Origin of the sequence: Pseudomonas sessilinigenes (genome assembly GCF_003850565.1) — a bacterium.
GTDB classification, from domain to species: Bacteria; Pseudomonadota; Gammaproteobacteria; order Pseudomonadales; family Pseudomonadaceae; genus Aquipseudomonas; species Aquipseudomonas sessilinigenes.
In genome coordinates, this window is the sequence record NZ_CP027706.1 from 5739694 (window position 1) to 5761893 (window position 22200).

The 22200-nt window shown below is 66.4% G+C and carries 18 protein-coding genes and 1 pseudogene; 16 read left to right on the forward strand and 3 right to left on the reverse strand.

What is annotated here, in order from left to right; genetic code table 11:
• Window positions 1-5: 5 nt before the first annotated feature.
• The 11 genes from C4K39_RS26290 to C4K39_RS26340 all read left to right on the forward strand — a co-directional run bounded on the left by C4K39_RS26290 (window position 6) and on the right by C4K39_RS26340 (window position 13310).
• Window positions 6-1250: an exonuclease SbcCD subunit D C-terminal domain-containing protein gene (locus tag C4K39_RS26290; RefSeq protein ID WP_068595962.1), complete on the forward strand. Its 1245-nt coding sequence runs from the start codon at window positions 6-8 to the stop codon at window positions 1248-1250.
• Window positions 1247-4891 carry an AAA family ATPase gene (locus C4K39_RS26295; protein ID WP_124347793.1) on the forward strand — a complete coding sequence of 1215 codons (3645 nt, stop codon included), beginning with the start codon at window positions 1247-1249 and terminating at the stop codon, window positions 4889-4891. Before C4K39_RS26290 ends, C4K39_RS26295 begins: the two co-directional genes overlap by 4 nt.
• A complete protein-coding gene (locus C4K39_RS26300) occupies window positions 4888-5502 on the forward strand; it encodes a glutathione S-transferase (protein WP_124347794.1) in 615 nt (204 codons plus the stop codon). The genes C4K39_RS26295 and C4K39_RS26300 overlap by 4 nt, the downstream gene beginning before the upstream one ends.
• 115 nt (window positions 5503-5617) lie before the next feature.
• A complete protein-coding gene (locus C4K39_RS26305) occupies window positions 5618-6259 on the forward strand; it encodes a DUF1345 domain-containing protein (protein ID WP_053129007.1) in 642 nt (213 codons plus the stop codon).
• A gap of 73 nt (window positions 6260-6332) precedes the next feature.
• Entirely contained in the window at window positions 6333-7172 is an 840-nt protein-coding gene (locus C4K39_RS26310) for an AraC family transcriptional regulator (protein ID WP_124347795.1), read from the forward strand.
• A 50-nt stretch (window positions 7173-7222) separates the two neighbouring features.
• Window positions 7223-7828 (forward strand): LysE family translocator, encoded by a 606-nt coding sequence (locus tag C4K39_RS26315; protein WP_124347796.1) that lies wholly within the window; start codon window positions 7223-7225, stop codon window positions 7826-7828.
• A gap of 206 nt (window positions 7829-8034) precedes the next feature.
• Window positions 8035-9060, forward strand: coding sequence for a LacI family DNA-binding transcriptional regulator (locus C4K39_RS26320; RefSeq protein WP_124347797.1), 1026 nt, complete (start codon window positions 8035-8037; stop codon window positions 9058-9060).
• Between the two features lie 159 nt (window positions 9061-9219).
• Entirely contained in the window at window positions 9220-10002 is a 783-nt protein-coding gene (locus tag C4K39_RS26325; protein ID WP_068588237.1) for a sugar phosphate isomerase/epimerase family protein, read from the forward strand.
• Window positions 9995-10951, forward strand: a complete 957-nt coding sequence (locus C4K39_RS26330; RefSeq protein ID WP_124347798.1) for a sugar kinase — start codon at window positions 9995-9997, stop codon at window positions 10949-10951. The genes C4K39_RS26325 and C4K39_RS26330 overlap by 8 nt, the downstream gene beginning before the upstream one ends.
• 64 nt (window positions 10952-11015) lie before the next feature.
• Window positions 11016-12311 (forward strand): MFS transporter, encoded by a 1296-nt coding sequence (locus C4K39_RS26335; RefSeq protein ID WP_068588231.1) that lies wholly within the window; start codon window positions 11016-11018, stop codon window positions 12309-12311.
• A gap of 18 nt (window positions 12312-12329) precedes the next feature.
• Entirely contained in the window at window positions 12330-13310 is a 981-nt protein-coding gene (locus C4K39_RS26340) for a 2-hydroxyacid dehydrogenase (protein WP_124347799.1), read from the forward strand.
• A gap of 129 nt (window positions 13311-13439) precedes the next feature.
• Here the strand turns inward: C4K39_RS26340 and C4K39_RS26345 are convergent, their stop codons facing one another.
• The 3 genes and pseudogenes from C4K39_RS26345 to C4K39_RS32340 all read right to left on the reverse strand — a co-directional run.
• Window positions 13440-14612, reverse strand: coding sequence for a pyridoxal phosphate-dependent aminotransferase (locus tag C4K39_RS26345; RefSeq protein WP_068588227.1), 1173 nt, complete (start codon window positions 14610-14612; stop codon window positions 13440-13442).
• A 75-nt stretch (window positions 14613-14687) separates the two neighbouring features.
• Window positions 14688-15551 carry a methyl-accepting chemotaxis protein gene (locus C4K39_RS32335; protein ID WP_437179392.1) on the reverse strand — a complete coding sequence of 288 codons (864 nt, stop codon included), beginning with the start codon at window positions 15549-15551 and terminating at the stop codon, window positions 14688-14690.
• Between the two features lie 42 nt (window positions 15552-15593).
• Window positions 15594-16358: pseudogene (locus tag C4K39_RS32340) on the reverse strand (MCP four helix bundle domain-containing protein); the annotation flags it as partial.
• A 357-nt stretch (window positions 16359-16715) separates the two neighbouring features.
• On the opposite strand from C4K39_RS32340, the gene hpaB reads away from it, so the two are divergent.
• From hpaB to C4K39_RS26375, 5 genes are all read left to right on the forward strand, one after another.
• Window positions 16716-18278, forward strand: coding sequence for a 4-hydroxyphenylacetate 3-monooxygenase, oxygenase component (gene hpaB / locus C4K39_RS26355; protein ID WP_124347800.1), 1563 nt, complete (start codon window positions 16716-16718; stop codon window positions 18276-18278).
• A gap of 54 nt (window positions 18279-18332) precedes the next feature.
• Window positions 18333-18845, forward strand: coding sequence for a 4-hydroxyphenylacetate 3-monooxygenase, reductase component (gene hpaC, locus C4K39_RS26360; protein WP_053130693.1), 513 nt, complete (start codon window positions 18333-18335; stop codon window positions 18843-18845).
• A 171-nt stretch (window positions 18846-19016) separates the two neighbouring features.
• Window positions 19017-19994, forward strand: coding sequence for a helix-turn-helix transcriptional regulator (locus C4K39_RS26365; protein ID WP_068588218.1), 978 nt, complete (start codon window positions 19017-19019; stop codon window positions 19992-19994).
• Window positions 19995-20131: 137 nt separating this feature from the next.
• Entirely contained in the window at window positions 20132-21004 is an 873-nt protein-coding gene (locus tag C4K39_RS26370) for a transporter (RefSeq protein WP_124347801.1), read from the forward strand.
• Window positions 21005-21027: 23 nt separating this feature from the next.
• Window positions 21028-22194 (forward strand): MFS transporter, encoded by a 1167-nt coding sequence (locus C4K39_RS26375; protein ID WP_124347802.1) that lies wholly within the window; start codon window positions 21028-21030, stop codon window positions 22192-22194.
• The last annotated feature ends 6 nt before the right edge of the window (window positions 22195-22200 follow it).

Here is a 22200-nt window from a genome sequence, read left to right on the forward strand (position 1 = left end):
CTGCCTTGCGTCTGTTTCACACCTCCGACTGGCACCTGGGCCAGAACCTCCATGGCCAGGAGCGCGACTTCGAACACGCCTGCTTCCTCGAGTGGCTGCTGCGCCAGCTCAAGCACGAGCAGCCCGACGCGCTGCTGATCGCCGGCGATATCTTCGACACCGTCAACCCGCCGGTCAAAGCCCAGGAACGGCTCTACGACTTCATCGTCAGCGCCCACGAGCAGCAACCGGGCCTGAGCATCGTGATGATCGCCGGCAACCACGATTCCGGTTCGCGTATCGAACTGCCTGCGCCATTGATGCGGCGCCTGCACGCCCATGCCCTGGGTCGGGTGCTGTGGCTCGATGACGGCCAACTGGATACCGAGCGCCTGCTGCTGCCCCTGCCCGATGCCAGCGGCAAGGTCGCGGCCTGGTGCCTGGCCTTGCCCTTCCTGCGACCGGCGGAAGTCACCGGCCGACACCTGGGCGAGGACTACCTCCAGGGCATCGCCCAGGTCCATGAGTGGTTGATTGCCGCCGCCGAGGAACGCCGCCAACCGGGCCAGGCCCTGATTGCCGTAAGCCACGCGCACATGGCCGGCGGCTCAGTCTCCGAGGACTCCGAACGCAGCCTGGTGATCGGCAACGCCGAGGCCCTGCCCGCCAGCCTGTTCGGCCCGCAGATCAGCTACGTGGCCCTGGGGCACCTGCACAAGCCACAGAAGGTCAACGGCGAGGAACGCATCCGCTACAGCGGCTCGCCGATCCCGCTGTCGTTCTCCGAGATCGACTACAAGCACCAGGTCCTGGACATCCGCCTGGACGGCGAGCGGTTGCTCAGCGTCGAGCCGCGGCTGATCCCCCGGGCGGTCAACCTGCAACGTGTCGGTCCCGCCCCCTTGGGCGAAGTCCTGAGCCAACTCGGCACGCTGCCGGACATCGACCTGCTGGCCGAAGAACAACGCCAGCCCTGGCTGGAAGTGCGGGTACGCCTGGACGAACCACAACCGGACTTGCGCCAGCAACTGGAAAGCGCCCTGCAAGGCAAGGCCGTGCGCCTGGTGAGGATCGCGGCCGAATACGCCGGCCAGGGTGCGCACGACACTCAAGACAGTGGCGGCCAGCTGATCGAACTGGATCAACTGAGCCCCGAAGAACTGTTCCGCCGGGCCTGGCGCGACGCCTACGCCAATGAAGCGGATGAACAGACCCTCAAGGATTTCGCCCTGCTGTTGCAGGACGTCCAGCACGAAGGTGAGCAGCCATGAAGATCCTGGCCATCCGCCTGAAGAACCTGGCCTCCCTGGCCGGCCCGTTCGAGATCGACTTCACCGCCGAACCCCTGGCCAGCGCCGGCCTGTTCGCCATCACCGGCCCCACCGGTGCCGGCAAGAGCACCCTGCTCGATGCCCTGTGCCTGGCGTTGTTCGGCGCCGTGCCACGGCTGAACAATATCGGCCGGGAAACCAAGGTCCCGGAAGTCGACAGCGAAATTCTCACCAGCGATCCCCGCACCTTGTTGCGCCGGGGCACCGGCAGCGGTTTTGCCGAGGTGGACTTCGTCGGCATCGACGGCCGCCGCTACCGCGCCCGCTGGGAAACCAACCGCGCCCGGGACAAGGCCAACGGCAAGCTGCAGGGCAGCCGCCAGAGCCTCACCGACCTGGACGATACGCAACTGCTGAGCAACCAGAGCAAGGCCGAATACAAGCAGTTGATCGAAGCACGCCTGGGGCTCAACTTCGAACAGTTCACCCGCGCGGTGATGCTGGCCCAGAGCGAGTTCAGCGCCTTCCTCAAGGCCGACGACAAAGAGCGCAGCGAGCTGTTGGAAAAGCTCACCAATACGGCGATCTACAGCCAGTTGGGCAAGCGCGCCTTCAGCAAGGCCAAGGAAGCCGACGAAGCGCACAAGGCCCTCACCACCCAGGCCAGCGGCGTTGCCCCGCTGCCAGACGAAGAACGTGCCGAACTGGACCAGCAGTTGGGCGCCGCCCGTGACCAGCTCAAGGGCCGGCAACTGCAACTCAAGCAGCTGGAGGCCCAGCACGGCTGGCTCAAGGAATTGCGCCAGTGGCAGGAGGCTCGGCACAGCGCCGCCGAACAGTTGCAGGAAGCCGAGGCAGAGGCAAAGGTCCTGGCCCCCAAGCGCCTGCGCCTGGAGCGCCTGGAACAACTGGCGCCCCAACGCCATCAGTTCCTGCGCCAGGTCGAACTGAGCGCAACCCTCGAGCCCCTGCGGCAACAGATCGAGCAACAGCAGGCACGACACACGCAGTTGCAACAGCAGCAGGCAACGCACCAGCAACAGGTCCAGGACAGTACCGCCAGCCTGGCCAAGGCCCAGGAACAGTCCAACGACAAGGCCCCATTGCTGCGCGAAGCCTTTGCCGAACAAGGCAGCCTGCAACGCCTGGAGCAAGAGCTGGCCCAGGCCACCCAGGCCCAGGAGCGCGCCGAGCAGGCCAACACCCAGGGCCAGCAGGACATCCAGCACTTGCAGGAGCAGCAACGCCTGGTGGCCGAGCGCCTGGAGCGGATCGCCGGGCAACTGCAGCACAGCGCCGCCCTTGCCCCTCTGAGCGAGGCCTGGGATGCCCATCGCGGGCGCCTGCAGCAACTGGTGCAGATCGGCAATCGCCTGAACCAGGGCCAGGCGGAACTGCCGGGCCTTGAGCAGCGTGCCGACACCGCCGCTCGCCAGTTGAGCGAGCAACGCTCACAGCTGGAGTTGCTGTACCGCGAGGCCGGCGCCGAGCCCCAGGCCGTGGCGGAGCAGATCCAATTGCTGGGCACCCTGCTCCAAGACAACCGCAAGCAGCAACGTTCGTTCGAGGACCTGGCCCGGCTCTGGGCCCAGCAGCAAGAGCTGGAGCAGCGCACCCAGGCCCTGCAGGACAAGCAACAAACGGCGGCCATCGAGCGCGATGCGTTGACCAAGGCCGGTATCCAGGCCAAGGCCGACCTGGCGGTAGCCGAGCAGACCCTGAGCGTGACCCAGGCCCTGCTGGAGCGCCAGCGCCTGGCCCGCAGCGCCAGCGTGGAAGAGTTGCGCGCGCAATTGCAGGACGATCAGCCGTGCCCGGTGTGCGGCAGCGTCGAGCATCCGTATCACCAACCCGAGGCCCTGTTGCAAAGCCTTGGGCGCCATGACGAAAACGAAGAAGCCGCTGCCCGGAAAGTCGTGGATGGGCTCAAGGAGCAACTGGCCGAACTGCGCGCCCAGGTCCAGGGCCTGATCGCCCAGCAGAAAGACTTGCTACAGCAACAGGAACAACTGGCCACCCAACAAGAGGCCCTGGCTCCGAGCCTGCAAGCCCACCCCCTGGGCGCCCAGTTGCTGGACCAGGACCCGCCCCAGCGCGATGCCTGGTTGCAACGGCAGTTGGAGCAGTTGCAACAGAGCATCACCCAGGACGAGCAGCGCCAGGACGCCCTGCTGACCCTGCAAAAGGATGCCGCGCGCCTGCAAGGCCAGTTGCAGGCCGCCGTCGATGCCAGCCAGCAGGCCGCCCAGCAACTGGAGAAGCAGCGCGAGCAGCTGGACGCCGATCGCCAGCGCCTGGACGAAGAGCTTGGCGGCTTCAGCCAATGGCTGCCCAGCGAGCAGCTCGACGGCCTGCGCCGCGACCCGGCGGCGAGCTTCATGCAACTGGACCAGCAAGTGCTGCAACGCATCGAGCAACTGCGCGAACAGCAGGATGAAACCCAAGAACAGCAGCAGCGCCAGCTGGCCCTGGACAAGGAGCAGGACCGCCAGCAGACCCGCCAGCAGCAACTGCACGACGCCCGGCAGCAGGCCGAGGCCCTGCACCAGCAGCAACAGGCGCGCCAGCAGCGGTTGGCCGAATTGCTGGGAGCCCACGACAGTGCCGAGCACTGGCAACAACAACTGGAACAGAGTGTCGAGCAGGCCCGCTCGGCCCAGGCCACGGCCCAGCAGCAGGCGCAGGAACTGCAGCAGCAACTGATCCAGCTGGCCGCCGAGCTCAAGGCCGGCCAGGAGCGCTGCCAGGCCCTGGAAGCCGAGCAACAGCAACTGGCCGCCAGCATCGAGCAGTGGCGCGCCCAGCACCCGCAACTCGACGATGCCGGTTTGCAAGCGCTGCTGGAACTGGACGACAGCCAGGTCCGACAACTGCGCGAGCGCCTGCAGGCTAACGACAAGGCCATCGAACAGGCCCGGGTACTGCTCGAGGAACGCCAGCAGCGCCTGGAGCAGCACCAGGCCCAGCACAACGGCAACCTGGAAGCCGAGGAACTGGCCCAGGCCCTGGAAACCACCCAGCAACAGGCATTGGCCGACGAACAGCAAGTGGCCGAACTGCGTGCCCGGCAGAGCGAAGACCAACGTCGCCAGGAGGCCAACCAGGCCCTGGCCCAGGGCATCGCCCAGGCATACGAGCAATGGCAACGCTGGGCCCGGCTCAGCGCCCTGATCGGCTCGGCCGAAGGCGACAAGTTCCGCAAGATCGCCCAGGCCTACAACCTCGACCTGCTGGTGCACCACGCCAACGCGCAACTGCGCCAGTTGGTGCGGCGTTATCGCCTCAAGCGCGGCGGCAGCATGCTCGGCCTGCTGGTGCTGGACACCGAGATGGGCGACGAACTGCGTTCGGTGCATTCGCTGTCCGGTGGCGAGACCTTCCTGGTGTCCCTGGCGCTGGCCCTGGGGTTGGCGTCCATGGCCTCGAGCACCTTGAAGATCGAGTCGCTGTTCATCGACGAAGGCTTCGGCAGCCTCGACCCCGAGTCGCTGCAGCTGGCCATGGACGCCCTCGACGGCCTCCAGGCCCAGGGCCGCAAGGTGGCGGTGATTTCCCATGTGCAGGAAATGCACGAGCGGATCCCGGTACAGATCCAGGTCAGCCGCCAGGGCAACGGCCTGAGCCACCTGGAGGTGAAATGAACGACGCCCAGGCCACCCTCTACTCGTTCCGCCGCTGTCCCTATGCCATGCGTGCCCGGCTGGCCCTGCGCTATGCCGGGGTGAGGCCACGAATGGTCGAGGTCAGCCTCAAGGCTAAGCCACCCGAAATGCTGGCGCTGTCGCCCAAGGGCACGGTGCCGGTGCTCAGCGTCGGCGAGCGGGTGATCGATGAAAGCCTGCAGATCATGCTCTGGGCCCTGGAGCAGAATGACCCCGGGGACTGGCGCCTGCTGGGCGAGCCCCAGGCCCGGGTGCAGATGGCGGGGCTGATCGAGGAGAACGATCAGGTGTTCAAGGTCCACCTCAATCGCTACAAGTACGCCGAGCGTTACCCCGAGGCACCGATGGAGCATTACCGGGCCCAGGGCGAGCTGTTCCTGGCGCGCCTGGAGCGGCTACTGAGCCGGCAGCGCTATCTGCTGGGCGGCCATCCAAGCCTGGCGGACGCGGCCCTGCTGCCCTTCGTCCGCCAGTTCGCCCACGTGGATCGCGACTGGTTCGCCCAGGCGCCCTACCCGGCGCTGCAAGCCTGGTTGCAGGGCTGGCTGGAGTCCGAGCTGTTCAGCGCGATCATGGCCAAGCCCGCCTGACACCAAATTGCGCTTGCCTGGCCGAACGCCGAGGGTCCTGCGCGGCTGCCGCCAGGCGAAATCGGCAAAATTGCCGTGCTAAGGTTCAGCACCTGTCCAGCAACGGCGAGCCGCCATGTCCATCGTGATCCGTACCCATCCCCGCCTGACCTTCGGTGTCCTGGCCGGCTGCATCGCCGGCTTGCTGGTGCCGGCCCAGACCCTCACCGGCAAGATCCTCATCGGCTGGAACGTGGCGGTCTGGACCTACCTGGCGTTGATGTTCTGGCTCACGGTCCGGGCCCGGGCCGACCAGGTCAAGCGCATCGCCGAGGCCGAGGACGAAAACGCCGGGCTGGTGCTGCTGATCGTCTGCGTCGCCGCCATCGCCAGCCTGGTGGCCATCACCCTGGAACTGGTGGGCAGCAAGGACCTGGACACCACCCGACGCCTGCTGCACTACGGTTTCACCGGCCTGACGGTGATCGGCTCCTGGCTGCTGGTGGGGGTGATCTTCAGCGTCCACTACGCCCGCCTCTACTACACCTGGGACGGCCCGGAGCCGGCCCTGCGCTTCGCCGAGAACCTGAAGGACCCCGACTACTGGGACTTCCTGTACTTCTCCTTCACCATTGGCGTGGCCGTGCAGACCTCGGACGTCGGCGTGGCCACCCGCGAACTGCGCAGGATCGTCCTCGCCCAGTCGCTGATCGGCTTTTTGTTCAACACCGCGATCCTGGGCTTTTCCATCAATATCGCCGCCGGACTGTTCAGCTGAACTGCACGAAACTTCTAGACGCCCGTCCAGCCCGGTCGTTGAATGCCCAGGTGAAATCCACCGGCAGCCCAGCATGAGTACGCACAACTGGATCGACCTGGCCCAGGACGCCGACACCGGCATCGAGACCCTGCGCGCCCATTTCACTGGCCACGCCTACGACCCGCACTGGCACGACAGCTACCTGGTGGGGGTCACCGAACAAGGTGTACAGCAGTTCAACTGCCGTCGCACCCGGCACCAGAGTACACCCGGCAAGGTGTTTCTGCTCGAGCCCGGGGAAATCCACGACGGCGAGGCGCCCACCGCCGGTGGCTTCACCTACCGCATGCTGTACCTGGACCCGCAATGGCTGACGCGCGAACTGGGAGCGCTGTTCGCCGAAGCGCCGATCGATAGCCAACTGGGGTTCGACAGCACCCTGGCCTGCGATCCACGGCTGGCCCAGGCCACCAGCGCGGCATTTCACAGCCTGCACCACGGCGAATTGCGCATCGTGCGCCAGAGCGCCATGGATCGCCTGCTCGAGCAATTGACCGGGCACCTGCAGTGGCGCCAGCGCTATGGCCACGACCCGCGCCTGCCCCGGGTGGCGCAACGGGCTCGCGACTACCTGCACGCCCACCTCTACCAGGACCTGAGCCTGGAAGCCCTGAGCAGCGCCTGCGGCGTCGACCGTTTCCGCCTGAGCCGGGCCTTCAAGGCCGCCTTCGGCCTGCCGCCCCACGCCTATCTGGTGCAATTGCGCCTGAGCCACGCCCGACGCTTGCTGGCCGGCGGTGCGGCACCGGCCGAGGTGGCCAGCGCCCTGGGCTTTGCCGACCAGAGCCATCTCGGGCGCTGGTTCATGCGGGCTTACGGCCTGAGCCCGGCGCTGTACCGCAAGCGCTGCACAAAGCTTCCAGACGCCTGAGGCGCGGGCCGCGAAGATCAGCTCTTCGATCTTCACTGGAGCGCCCCATCATGTTGCCTGCCCTGCCCAGCCTGCTGCCCTTCGTCATGTTCGCCATCGTCGCCTCCATCACCCCGGGGCCAACCAATCTCCTGGTGCTGAGCAACAGTGCCCGTTATGGCCTGCGGGCCGCACTGCCGATCATTTTCGGCGCTGGCGGCGCCGCGGCTGGCATGGTCTGGCTGGTGGGCGGCGGGCTGGGGGACAAGCTGGCCCACCTGCCCGAGGTGCAACTGGCCATGCAAGTGGTCGGCCTGCTGTGGCTCAGCGGCCTGGCCTGGCAGATCTGGCACGCCCCGACCCACACCGCACACACCGCCGCGCAACGACGCTTGGGGTTCCTCGGCGCGGCGGCCCTGCAACTGGTGAACCCCAAGACCTGGCTGATGGCGTTGGCGGTGGTCAGCGTGTTCGCCGGGCCTGCGGATGATCGCCAGGGTCGGGTGCTGTGCCTGTCGCTGGTGTTCCTGCTCGTCGCCCTGCCCTGCCTGGGCGCCTGGGCCCTGCTGGGGGCTGGCTCGGCCCGCTGGCTGGGCTCGCCCCGGGCGATGCAGCGATTCAACCGGGGCATGGCGCTGCTGTTGCTGGCCGCCACCTGGCTGAGCCTGTGGGCCTGAGAGACCACCGGTCGCCACAGGCCCCAGGCCAATCATCCGGGGCCTGGGCCGGAATGCACCATTGGTCAGCCAGTAGCTGGATGTGCGTTGATTTACCCCCACACCGCTCTTGACGGCGCAACCGATTCTGCGGTTTCCTGAAACCGGTTTCAGGCCAACCTCACAGATCCTGCGAACCGATAATTCCAAGAACAAGGTCATCGCCCGTGAATCAGTTTTCCGCCGCCCAGCGCAGCCGCGTCACCATGCTCGATGTCGCCCACCGTGCCGGAGTCTCCAAGGCCAGTGTGTCGCGCTTCATCGGCGAAGACCGCGCCCTGCTTTCCGACGCCATCGCCCTGCGCATCGAGCAAGCCATCAGCGAACTGGGCTATCGCCCGAACCAGATGGCCCGCGGCCTGAAGCGCGGGCGCACGCGCCTGATCGGCATGCTGGTGGCCGATATCCGCAACCCGTATTCGATTGCCGTGATGCACGGCGTGGAAACCGCCTGCCGCCTGCACGGCTACAGCCTGGTGGTGTGCAACACCGACCGCGACGACCAGCAGGAAGCCCGGCACCTGGCCAACCTGCGGGCCTACAACATCGAAGGCCTGATCGTGAATACCCTGGGCCACCACCTGGACCAATTGCAGCAATTGCAGGAGGAAATGCCCATGGTGCTGGTGGATCGCAAGCTGGCGCAGTTGCAGGCTGACCTGGTGGGCCTGGACAACCCGGCGGCAGTGCACCTGGCCATCGAGCACCTGGAACAACAGGGCTACCGCGACCTGCTGCTGGTCAGCGAACCCCATGACGGCACCAGCTCGCGCCTGGAGCGCAGCACCAGCTTCCACGCCGAGATCGTCCGGCACCCGGCCCTGCGTGGCCAGGTGCTGGTAACCGGCAGCGGGCTCAACGCCGGCCTGCAAACCTTCCTCGACAGCCCGGGCCCAGGCCCCAAGGCGCTGTTCTGCGCCAACGGCGTGGCTGCCCTGGCAGCCACCAATGCCCTGCGCCAGCTCGACCGGCCGCTGTTCGGCGAGCTGGGCCTGATCGCCCTGGACGACCTGGACTGGTACCCGCTGGTGGGCAACGGTATCACCGCCCTGGCCCAACCCACGGCGGCCATCGGCGCCAGCGCCTTCGAATGCCTGCTCAAGCGCCTGCGCGGCGATAGCGGCCCGGCCCGGGTGGTGGACTTTCCCGCACAACTGATCGTCCGCGGCTCGACCCGCCAGGCCCGAGAGTAAGGCTATGGAAGGCCGTGCGAGCCTGGGCGCATCGCGGGTAGCCGCTGCCGCAGGCTGCGCATGGACGCGCAGCGGCCACAAGGTGCGGCGAGCACAGGGATAGACAGCAATACGGCATTTATTCGAACAAAAATGAAACCGGTTTCAGAGGTAGGTAACATGAACAGATCACCCGTTTCCATCAGCCTGTCCAGCTACGGCGCGGACCTGGTGCGCCAGCATGGCCAGGGGTATTTCATCCCCTTGGTGGCCGCCGCCGGGGCGTCGTGCATCGAATGGCGCGAAGAACTGCTGACCGGCGAGCACCCCGCCGAGCTGGCCCGGAGCGCCCGTGAACACGGGCTGGACAGCGTGTATTCCTCGCCCCTGGAACTGTGGCAACCCGGGCGCTGCGAACCGGCCCCGGAACTGTCCGCCACTTTGCAGCGGGCCCGGGAGTTCGGCGCCCGGCAGCTCAAGGTGTCCCTTGGTCACTTCAACGAACACCACGACCTGCGCTGCCTGGCCAGCCTGCTGTTCCGCCAGCCGCTGCAGCTATTGGTAGAGAACGACCAGACCACCCATGGCGGGCGCATCGAGCCGTTCCAGCGTTTCTTCAGCGCCGTGGAAGCCCTCAACCTGCCGCTGCGCATGACCTTCGACATCGGTAACTGGCAGTGGCAGGAACAATCGGCGGTCAACGCCGCGCGAGTGCTGGGCCGGCATGTCGGCTACGTGCACTGCAAGGCGGTGCGCCAGCGGGTCGACGGCAAGTTGGTGGCGATACCGCCCGGCAGCCCGGAACTGCATCAGTGGGAACAACTGCTGCGGCACATGACCCAAGGTATTACCCGGGCCGTGGAATACCCGCTGCAAGGCAACGACCTGGTGCAGGTGACTGCCGGGCAGGTCGAGTTGTTGGCCCGCCTGGGCCAGTCGCGACTGGAGAACGCCAATGCCTGAGATCGATATCCTGTCTTTCGGCGAGACCATGGCCATGTTCGTCGCCGAACACAGCGGCGACCTGGCCCAGGTCGAGCACTTCCACAAACGTATCGCCGGAGCCGACAGCAACGTGGCCATCGGCCTGTCGCGCCTGGGCTTCAAGGTCGCCTGGCTGAGCCGGGTCGGCAACGACTCCCTGGGGCGCTTCGTGCTCGACACCCTCAAGGCCGAGGGCCTGGACTGCCGCTTCGTGCGTTGCGACCCGCTGCACCCCACCGGCTTCCAGCTCAAGTCCCGGGAAGACAACGGCGATGACCCCAAGGTGGAATATTTCCGCCGTGGCTCAGCGGCCAGCCACTTGGGCATCAGTGACGTCGCGCCGCCGCTGCTGCAGGCCCGGCACCTGCATGCCACGGGCATTCCCGCAGCGTTGTCGGAGTCGGCCCGGGAACTCACCACATACCTGATGCGGACCCAGCGCACCACGGGGCGCAGCGTGTCCTTCGATCCCAACCTGCGCCCCACACTATGGCCCAGCGAGAGCGTGATGATCCGTGAGATCAACCGCCTGGCGGCCCTGGCCCATTGGGTGCTGCCGGGGCTCGGCGAAGGCCGGCTGCTGACCGGCCACGAGGACCCGGCGGACATCGCCGCCTTCTACCTGGACCAGGGTGCCGAGGCGGTGGTGATCAAGCTCGGTGCCCATGGCGCCTACTACCGCACCCACCAGGATGCCGGCTTCGTCGAGGGCGTACCGGTGCCCCAGGTGGTGGACACCGTGGGTGCCGGCGACGCCTTCGCCGTCGGCCTGGTCAGCGCCCTGCTGGAAAGCTGCGGCATGGCCGAGGCCGTGCAGCGGGCCAACTGGACCGGCAGCCGCGCGGTACAGAGCCGGGGTGACATGGAGGGCCTGCCTTATCGCCATGAGTTGCCTACGGAGCCGCCGTGCCTCAAGGCGGCGCTGTAGCGGCTGGCCAAACGCCCCAAGAACCACCTGTTGCGACAAAAACAACAAGCTCAGGAGAACGCCCATGGATACGCTCAAACTCGCCGCCCGCCGCTGGTGGTACATCATGCCCATCGTCTTCATCACCTACAGCCTGGCCTACCTGGACCGCGCCAACTACGGTTTCGCCGCTGCCTCGGGCATGGCCGCCGACCTGAACATCACCCCGGGCCTGTCGTCGCTGTTGGGCGCCCTGTTTTTCCTCGGTTACTTCTTCTTCCAGGTGCCCGGGGCGATCTATGCGCAAAAGCGCAGCGTGAAGAAGCTGATCTTCGTCAGCCTGATCCTCTGGGGCGGCCTGGCCACGCTCACCGGCATTGTCGCCAACGCCTACACGCTGATCGCCATCCGCTTCATGCTCGGCGTGGTGGAAGCCGCGGTGATGCCAGCGATGCTGGTGTATTTGTGCCATTGGTTCACCCGGGCCGAACGCTCGCGGGCCAATACCTTCCTGATCCTCGGCAACCCGGTGACCATGCTGTGGATGTCGGTGGTCTCGGGTTATCTGGTGGAGCACTTCAGCTGGCGCTGGATGTTCATCATCGAAGGCCTGCCGGCAGTGCTCTGGGCCTTTATCTGGTGGCGCCTGGCCGATGACCGGCCAAGCCAGGCCAAATGGCTGGGCGAGCAGGAAAAACAAGACCTGGAAAACGCCCTGGCCGCCGAGCAGCAAGGCATCAAGGCGGTGAAAAACTACGCCGAGGCGTTCCGCTCGCCCAAGGTGATCCTCCTGGCCCTGCAGTTCTTCTGCTGGAGCATCGGCGTCTACGGGTTCGTCCTCTGGTTGCCATCGATCCTCAAGCAAGGCGCGCAGATGGACATGGTCGAGGCCGGTTGGCTCTCGGCCTTGCCCTACCTGGCGGCGGTGATCGCCATGCTCGCGGTGTCCTGGGGCTCGGACCGAACCCAGAAGCGCAAGCGCTTCGTCTGGCCACCGCTGCTGGTGGCCGCCTTCGCCTTCTACGGCTCGTACCTGCTGGGGGCGGAGCACTTCTGGTGGTCCTACGCCCTGCTGGTGCTCGCCGGGGCCTGCATGTACGCGCCCTACGGGCCGTTCTTCGCCATCGTCCCGGAAATCCTGCCGGCCAACGTCGCCGGTGGCGCCATGGCGCTGATCAACAGCATGGGCGCCCTGGGCTCCTTCGGCGGCTCCTACCTGGTGGGCTACCTGAACAGCGCCACCGGTTCGCCGGCGGCCTCCTACCTGCTGATGAGCGGCGCGCTGCTGCTCTCGGTGCTGCTCACCCTGTTGCTCAAGCCCGGCGCCAGCACGCCGCAGGCCAAACCCCTGGCGCTGCGCCGGCGCCTGGCCCATTCCTGAATCGCCACAGAGACTTTCATGAAAAAACATCTGCTGCTGTACAAAAAACTCTCACCGTCGCTGATGGCACGCCTGCAGGAACAGGTGGCGGTCACCCTGATCGAAAACCTCGACGATACCGGCCTGGAGCGCTTGCGCCAGGCCCTGCCCGAGGCCCATGGCCTACTGGGTGCAAGCCTGCGCCTGGATGCGGCATTGCTGGATCGGGCGCCACGGCTGGAGGCGGTGGCCAGCGTCTCGGTGGGGGTCGACAACTACGATATCGACTACCTGACCCGGCGCGGCATCCTCCTGAGCAACACCCCCGACGTGCTCACCGAGACCACCGCCGACACCGGCTTCGCGTTGATCCTGGCCAGTGCCCGGCGCGTGGTGGAGCTGGCCGGCATGGTTCGCGCCGGGCAGTGGAACCGTAATATCGGCCCGGCGCATTTTGGCAGCGACGTACACGGCAAGACCCTGGGCATCATCGGCATGGGCCGTATCGGCGAGGCCCTGGCCCAGCGTGGGCACTTCGGCTTCGGCATGCCGGTGATCTACCACAGCAACCACCCCAAGCCTGCGGTGGAGCAACGCTTCGGGGCCCGCTATCGCAGCCTCGAGCAACTGCTGCAAGAAGCCGACTTCATCTGCCTGACCCTGCCCCTGACCCCGCAAACCCAAGGCCTGATCGGCGCCCGAGAGTTCGCCCTCATGCGCCCCGAAAGCATCTTCATCAATATTTCCCGGGGCAAGGTAGTGGACGAGGCGGCGCTGATCCAGGCGCTGCAGGAGCGGCGCATCCGTGGCGCAGGCCTGGACGTGTTCGAGCGCGAGCCGCTGGACCACCATTCGCCGCTGCTGCAACTGTCCAACGTGGTCGCCACCCCGCACATCGGCTCGGCCACCTTCGAAACCCGCGAGGCCATGGCCCGCTGCGCGGTGGACAACATCCTCGCGGCGCTCGCGGGCCAGCGTCCGCCGAACCTGGTCAACCCGGCGGCCTGGAACCGCCCATGACCCGGTGCCTGGTAGCCGCAGTCGAACCTGCCAAGTGGCGGCCGCTATGCGCCCGTGCGGCAGCGGCTACACCAGTGCGCCATCTTTAAGGCGAGGCTGTGACAAGGCCCTCGGGGCACATTGGCCACGTCACAGCAGCGAGGCGGTGAAACGGGTAATGCGCCGACAGGCCTCGGCCAGGCGTTCACAATCCACCACCAGCGCGATACGGATATGCCCGACCACACTGGGGCCAAAGGCATCGCCGGCCAGCACTGAAACACCCTGGCCCTCCAACAGGCCTTCGGCATAGGCCTGGGCCCCCAGGCCCGTCTTGCGGATATCGACCATGACGAACATGCCGCCGTCGGGCCGCACCGGATGCAACCCGGGGCACTGCTCCAGCATGGCGCACACCAGGTCCCGGCGTCGGCGATACTCCTCACGCATGCTCACCAGTTCCGGCAAGTCGCTGGACAACGCCACCACCGCGGCATTCTGGATGAAATCCGGCAAGCCATAGAGCATGCACAGGGCCAGGTTACCCAGGTGCCCGGCCAGCACCGTGGGGGCTATGACCCAGCCGATCCGCCAGCCGCTCATGGCATGGGACTTGGACAGGCTGTTGATGGTCGCCGTGCGCTCGCCCATCCGTGGCAGGCTGGCCGGGCTCAGGTGCTGCCCCTCGTACAACAGGTCGCTGTAGACCTCATCGGAAATCAGCCACAGGTCGTGCTTAAGGCACAAGCGCGCCAGGGCCTGCCAATCATCCAGGGACAGGCTGGCACCCGAGGGATTGTTCGGGCTGTTGAGCAGCATCGCGCGGGTGTTCGGGCCGATCCGCGCCGCAACGTCCTGTGGGTCGACGCAAAAGCCCCGCTCGGCCCGCACCGGTACCGGCACCACCGTGGCCCCGCATGCACCAATCACCCCTTCGTAGGTGACGTACATGGGTTCGGCCACCAGCACTTCGTCCCCCGGCCCCAGCAGGCACTGGGCGACCGAGAACACCGCGCATTGCGCTCCTGGCAGCACCACCACATGTTCGGCATCGACCACCTGGCCGCTGCGTTGGTGATGGCAGCGGGCGATGCAGCTGCGCAGCGCCAGGTTGCCGCGTACCTCCGAGTAGTGCGTATCACCGGCCAACAGGCTGTCGATGGCCGCCTGGACCACCGGTCCCGGGGTATCGAAATCCGGGTCGCCAATGGTCAGCAGCAGTACGTCACGCCCTTGATCGCGCAGGACCAGGGCCCGGTAGTGGATATTCCAGGCCGCAGAGCCTTCGCCGGCGATCCGTTGGGTCAGGGCTGAGTAGCGCATGGCTTTCTCCTTGAAAGACGCCTCAGCCCAAACCCTAGGTGCTGTAACCGGACTCGTCGAGCGGCCCGGTGCAGGTCAAACCACGAAACGCGCGACCATGGCGTTGAGGTCCACCGCCAGGCGCGACAGCTCATGGCTGGCGGCGCTGGTCTGCTGGGCCCCGGCCGTCGACTGGGTGGCCAGGTCACGGATGTTCACCAGGTTGCGATCCACCTCGCGTGATACCTGGGCCTGCTCCTCCGAGGCGCTGGCGATCACCAGGTTGCGTTCGTTGATCTGATTGATGGACTCGGCAATCTGTTCCAAGGCCTCACCGGCGGCGCGGGCCAGCTCCAGGGTGCTCTGGCTGCGCTGGTTGCTCTGCTGCATGGACTCCACGGCCTGGCCCGTACCGTTCTGGATCCCGGCCACCATTTTCTCGATTTCCTGGGTCGACTGGGCCGTGCGATGGGCCAGGGCCCGTACCTCATCGGCCACCACGGCAAAACCACGCCCGGCCTCACCGGCCCGGGCGGCTTCGATTGCAGCGTTCAATGCCAGCAGGTTGGTCTGCTCGGCAATCGCGCGGATCACATCCAGCACCTTGCCGATGTCCCGCCCCTGGGTCGCCAGGCCCTCGATCATCACCGAAGTGCTCTGTACGTCATGGGCCATGGTCTGGATCGCATCGACGGTCTGCACCACCCGATCGCGACCGTCACGGGCGGCCTGGGTCGATTGTTGCGAAGCCTCGGAAGTGGACACCGCGTTGCGCGCCACCTCCTCCACCGCGGCCGTCATCTCATTGACCGCCGTGGCGGCCTGCTCGATCTCGGAGTTTTGCTGCTGCACTCCGCGGGAGGCTTCCTCGGTGACCGCACTGAGTTGTTCCGAGGCCGAAGCCAGCTGGGTCGCCGAACCGGCGATCTGCTCGATGGTGCGGCGCAGGCTGGCCTGCATTTCGGCCAATGCCCGCAGCAGCCGCGCCGGTTCGTCCCGGCCATCGATCTCGATGCTCTGGCGCAGGTTGCCACCGGCGATCACTTCGGCGACGTTCAAGGCCTTGTTCAACGGGGTGACGATGCTGCGGGTCAGCAGCAGCGCCAGGACAATGGTCAATGCCGCGGCGATCAGCGCCACCACGACGATCCCGGCGATCGCACTGCTGTAATGCTCGCCGGCGGCCTTGGAGGCGGCAGTGGCATCGGCAGCGTTGATGGCGATCAGCTGGTTCAGTTGCTCGCCCATCTGGTCGGTGCCGTCCTTGATCCGGGTGTTGATCAACTGGCGCATCTCATCGAGCTTGTCCTGGCGCGACAGCTCGAGCATCTCCTTCTGTGCCTGCAGGTAGTTCTCCAGGGTGGTGGAGAAGGTCTTGTACAACGCCGCCTCCTGGGGCCCTGCCGGCAGCGCAGCGTAGCTGGCCTGGGCCTGGCGCACCTTGTCCACCAGCACGCCGATGCGCGTCTGGGCTTCGGCCAGGCCCGCCGGCTCACGGTTGACCAGCACCCGGAACGAGAGGATCCGCAGGCGCAGGACGTTCTCCGTCAGGTTGCCGAGGAAACCGACGCTGGGTAGCTGGTTGCTCTCCATGTCGACCGACGCTTCGCGGATGATCGACATGCGATTGACCGCAAACACCCCCAGCACGACGACCAGCAGGGCGATAAAGGCAAAACCGAGGAAAGCTCGAGGGGCGATATTCAGGTTACGCAGGGTCATAGGGCGACTCTCGAAGGAGAACGGGGTGATGTGCATCCATGCCATTGGACCACCGGTGCATCAGGGGCTGTACCGGCGAGGAACACTGCGGCGCCAACGTCCGTGGGCCTATTGTGGATATCGGCCGGAGTTGCGCTTTCATATGGCTGATTTGCAAAAAAAATCCTGAAAATGACCCATGATTCAGGACGACAACGACATAACGTGAAGTGAATCGATAAAGCACCGACAACCCGTCTAGGTGCAGGCCAAAAAACGCTGCTCAAGCGTTTTTGCCCCGGTTCGCGGCAGTTCCCGGCAACCCCATGGAAAGTGCAAGCCGTTCACCGAAAAAGCCATTTCTCCCCTACCCGCCGCTGCCCATCATGGTCCCGGTCAATAAAAACAACGCCGAGACTGGATATGAAACCCGAAGACTTTCGTGCCTCCCCCGATCGCCCGCTGACCGGTGCCGAATACCTGGCCAGCCTGCGCGACGACCGTGAAATCTATATCTATGGCGACCGGGTCAAGGACGTCACCACCCACCCGGCCTTTCGCAACTCGGCCGCGTCCATGGCCCGCCTGTACGATGCCCTGCACGACCCGGCCACCCACGAGCAACTGTGCTGGCCCACCGACACCGGCAATGCTGGCTACACCCACAAGTTCTTCCGTTCGGCCAGGAGCCCCGACGAGTTGCGCCAGCAACGCGACGCCATCGCCGACTGGTCGCGCCTGACCTACGGCTGGATGGGCCGCAGCCCCGACTACAAGGCGGCCTTCGGCAGCGTGCTGGGGGCCAACGCCGAGTTCTACGGGCCCTTCGCCGACAACGCGCGGACCTGGTACAAGCGCATCCAGGAGGCCTGCCTCTACCTCAACCACGCCATCGTCAACCCGCCCATCGACCGCGACAAACCGGTGGACCAGGTCAAGGATGTGTTCATCTCGGTGGACGAGGAAGTCGAAGGCGGGATCATCGTCAGCGGCGCCAAGGTGGTGGCCACCAACTCGGCGCTGACCCACTACAACTTCGTCGGCCAGGGCTCGGCCCAGTTGCTGGGGGACAACACCGATTTCGCCCTGATGTTCATCGCGCCGATGAACACCCGGGGCATGAAGCTGATCTGCCGCCCCTCCTACGAACTCCAGGCCGGCATGAGCGGTTCGCCCTTCGACTACCCGCTGTCCAGCCGCTTCGACGAGAACGACGCGATCCTGATCATGGACAAGGTGTTCATCCCCTGGGAGAACGTGCTGATCTACCGCGACTTCGAGCGTTGCCGACAGTGGTTCCCCCAGGGCGGCTTCGGCCGGTTGTTCCCGATGCAGGGCTGTACCCGGCTGGCGGTCAAGCTGGACTTCATCAGTGGCCTGCTGGTCAAGGCCCTGCAATGCACCGGTGCCCTGGAGTTTCGCGGGGTCCAGGCCCAGGTCGGCGAGGTGGTGGCCTGGCGCAACCTGTTCTGGTCCCTGACCGACGCCATGCACGGCAATGCCAGCGAGTGGCAAAACGGCGTCTACCTGCCCAGCGCCCAGGCCCTGCAGGCCTACCGGGTGCTGGCGCCCCAGGCCTATACCGAGATCAAGAAGATCATCGAGCAGGTGGTGGCCAGCGGCCTGATCTACCTGCCCTCCGGTTCCCGGGACCTCAAGGACCCCGTGCTCAACCAGTACCTGGGCACCTATTGCCGCGGTTCGGGAGGCATGGGTCACGAGGAGCGGATCAAGATCCTCAAGCTGTTGTGGGATGCCATCGGCACCGAGTTCGGCGGCCGCCACGAGCTGTACGAGATCAACTACGCCGGCAGCCAGGACGAGATCCGCATGCAGTGCCTGCGCCACGCCCAGGCCAGCGGCTCGATGCAAGCCATGACCGCCCTGGTGGACAAGTGCCTGAGCGACTACGACCTCAATGGCTGGACCGTGCCGCACCTGAGCAACCCCGACGACATCAACATGCTCGACCGCATCCGCCAGTAGTCGTGTGCAGCGAGGGCCACGAGCCCTCGCCACCCAGGCCTTCGGAGAACCCTCATGTCCGTACTCGACCCCAAGCAACTCGCCTTTCGCAACGCCATGGCGCACATGACCGCAGCGGTCAACGTCATCACCAGCAATGGCCCGGCCGGCCGTTGCGGCATCACCGCCACGGCGGTGTGCTCGATCACCGACAGCCCGCCGACGCTGATGGTCTGCGTCAACCGCAACAGCGCCCTGAACCCGGTGTTCAAGGGCAATGGCCGGCTGTGCGTGAACATCCTCAGCGGCGCCCATGAAGACCTGGCCCGGCACTTCGCCGGCATGACCGGCGTAGCCATGGACCAGCGCTTCGGCCTGCACCCCTGGCGCGACGGCCTGCAGGCCCTGCCGGTGCTGGAGGATGCCCTGGCCAGCCTGCAGGGACGGATCACCGAGGTCCAGGAAATCGGCACCCACTCGCTGATGCTGGTGGAGCTGGACGAGATCAGCGTGCAGGAGCGCGGTGATTCGCTGGTGTACTTCAGCCGCAGCTTCCACCGCCTACCCCGGCCCTGCCAGGCCGCCTGAACCCCGCCCTCCCGGCCCGGGCCCCGTGCCACCTCCTGCATTTGTAGGATGGCGGCCAGCGGTCCAGGCGCCGATACTCGACCCAGGCCCTGCCCACGCCTGCCCTGGCGTACCGGCCGTCGATCCTTCAGTGACGAAAACAATAACAACGTCGCCCCGAGGTACCGCGCCATGAGTCGATCCCAGCCTCCTTCGCCCGGCCGCTTGCAGGCCTTCAGCGAACTGGTCCTGGCCTTGCAGCAACTGGCCCATAACAAGGACATCGAACACCTGCACCAGCACGCCCTGGCCCGCATCGCCAGGTTGCTGCCCTTCGACAGCGCCTGGTGGGGCCGCTCGGCCCTGGTGGACGGCGTGCCGGACGAACACAGCTGCTACCTGTACCGCCTGCCCCCCAGCTACCTGCCGGACTGGCAATCGATCCGCCATGTCGATGTCACCGTGAGCCGGGTTCACCAGGTACCGGGCCGGTCGGTGATCGTCGACATGGCCGACCCGGACAACGGCGCCGGCCTGAACTGGCTGGGGCGCCTGTACAACATCGGCGAGCTGCTGTGCGTGGTGCACATCGATCCCCATACCCAGCTGAGCAGCCACCTGGCCCTGTACCGCCAACCCGGCGCAGCGCGTTTCACCACGGAGGATTGCGAGCTGCTGGACAACCTGATGCTGCACCTGGTGGCGGCGGTCTCGGCCAACCAGATCCGCACCCTGGTGGCCACCCGCGAGCAACTCACCCGGCCGCGCAACCTGGCCCTGGCGGTCTGCGACCAGCGCGGCGTGTTGCACTGCGCCGAGAGTGGTTTCGTCGAACTGCTGCTCAACGAATGGCCGCACTGGAGCGGCCCGCAGCTGCCGCAACCCTTGGAGCTGGGCAACTACGAAGGCAAGTGCCTGCAAGTGGAGTCCCAGGCGGTGGGCGACCTGTTCCTGCTGGCGGCTCGCAGTCGCACCTTGCTGCCCCAGCTCAGCCCCCGGGAAAACGAGGTCGCGCAGAGCTTCGGCGACGGCAAGACCTACAAGGAAGTGGCGCGCGACCTGGGCATGTCGCCCAACACCGTGCGACATCACATCCGCGCCATCTACAGCAAGCTCGGGGTCAAGGACAAGGCGCGCATCGCCCAACTGCTGCACGCCCCGCCCGACTGACCCTCGTCGCGCCTTCCCACGCTGATTCGCGCCGTCGCCTGTGACGGCCACGGGCAGCCTTTGCCCTGTTTCCAGTCCCTGCCGCCTGCCGGCAAGCCCTGCGCCGAACAACAACGCCAACAAGAGACGCATCGCCCATGACCAGGAACCTTATCCGTACCGCGCTTGCCGTGGCCAGCACCCTGGCCAGCCTGTCGCCCCAGGCCGCCGATCTCAACGCCCGGGACTTCTTCGCCGCCCCGGTGGGCACCAACCTGGGCGTGCTGTACCTACCCGCCACCCGCGCCGACAACTTCCATGGCCCCGCCGACACCACCGGCAAGGCCGACCTGCGAGTCAATGCCATGGCCTATCGCCAGGTGTTCTTCAGCGACCTGTGCGGCACCCTGTGCACGCCGCAGTTCATCGTGCCCTTCGTCGACACCGATGCGCGCCTGCCGGGCGCCGCGGGCCGTAGTCGCCAGAGCGGTTTTGGCGATCCCCAGGTGGGCGGCACGCTGTTCTTCATCAACCAGCCGCAAAGCCGCACCTACAGCGGCTTGCTGACCCTGATCACGCTGCCGGTGGGCGAGTACCACAGCCGCGAGCCCGGGGTCTCGCCAGGGGCCAACCGCTGGGGCGCGACCTTCGTCTACAACTACACCCAGGGCCTGGGCGAGAAGTGGGTCCTGGAGGCCAACCTCGAAGCCCAGTTCTACGCCACCAACGATGACTACCTGGGCAGCGACCTCAAGCAGGACCCGCTGTACCGCCTGCAAGCCTTCGCGTCCTACGACTTCACCCCCAGCACCTACGGCGCCCTGCGGCTGATCCAGGCCGATGGCGGCGAACTGCGCATCGACGACCGACGCATCGACGACACCCACCGGCGCTACACCCAGGTCGGATTCGAGCTGGGCCACTGGCTGGATTCGCGCAACCAACTGATGTTCAGCCTGTCGCGCAACGTCGCCACCGACAACGGTTTCGCCGGCACCGACGCCCTGTTGCGCCTGGTCCACGTGTTCTGACCCCCGTCCGAGGAAGCCCGTCCATGCATAGTCACACCCCCGCCCTGAGCGACACCGCGCCATCTGCCCACCAACCCCTGGGGCTCCTGGCGGCGATCGTGCTGTTCGCCGCCATCACCCCCGCGGTGCTACTGATGGCCCCGGCCATCGCCGCGCAACTGGCCAGCCAGTGGCAACTGAGCCCAACCCAGATCGGCGACCTGTTCAGCGCCGAGCTGGGAGCCATGAGCCTGGCCACCCTGCCTGCCATCTGGTGGCTCAAGCACCTGGACTGGCGCCGCGCAGCCTTGTGCAGCGCCGTGCTGTTCATCGCCGCCAACCTGCTGTCGATGCTGGTCCATGACTATTGGCTGTTGCTGGTGGCGCGTTTTTGCAGCGCCCTGGCCGGCGGCTCGCTAATGATCATCTGCCTGGCCAGCGCCGCTGCCAGCCCCAACCCCAGTCGCGCCTACGGCTTCTGGGTGATGGGCCAGCTGGTGCTGGGGGCCATTGGCCTGAGCCTGCTACCGCTGCTGTTCGAGCACTTCGGCCTCGGCGCCTGCTACCTGATCCTGGCGCTGCTGATGGTGCTCTGCCTGCCCCTGGCCCGGTGCTTTCCCGCCGGCGCCGAACAGTCACTGGACGCCGCCACGCCCGCCCCACCGATCTCCTGGTTCAAGGCCGGCCTGGGCATCCTCGGCATCCTCACCTTCTACATCAGCCTGAGCGGGGTCTGGACCTTCATCGGCGCCATTGGCAGCCAGGCCGGGCTCTCGGCCCAGGCCAGCGGCGACATCCTGGCCATCGCCACCCTGATGGGCATCGTCGGTGCCCTGTGCGCCACCTTGTTCGGCGACCGCCTGCCCGGCAGCGGCCTGCTGTGGCTGGGCTACGGCCTGATGGCCGGCTCGGTGCTGGTGCTGTACGGCCAACCGCAACTGGCGCGCTTCGCCCTGGCGGCCCTGGTGTTCAAGTTCACCTGGACCTTCATCCTGCCCCTGGTGTTGGCGCGCATGGCGCAGATGGATCGCAGCGGACGGTTGATGAACGCCTCCAACCTGGTGATCAGCGTCGGCCTGGCCATCGGCCCGGCCCTGGCCGGACGCCTGATCGAAAGCAGCGGCGGCTTCCACAGCCTGTTGCTGGCCGGCGCCGCCCTCACCCTGCTGTCCCTGGCCCTGGTCCTGGGCTGCCGCCCCACCCGCTCGTAACCGTTT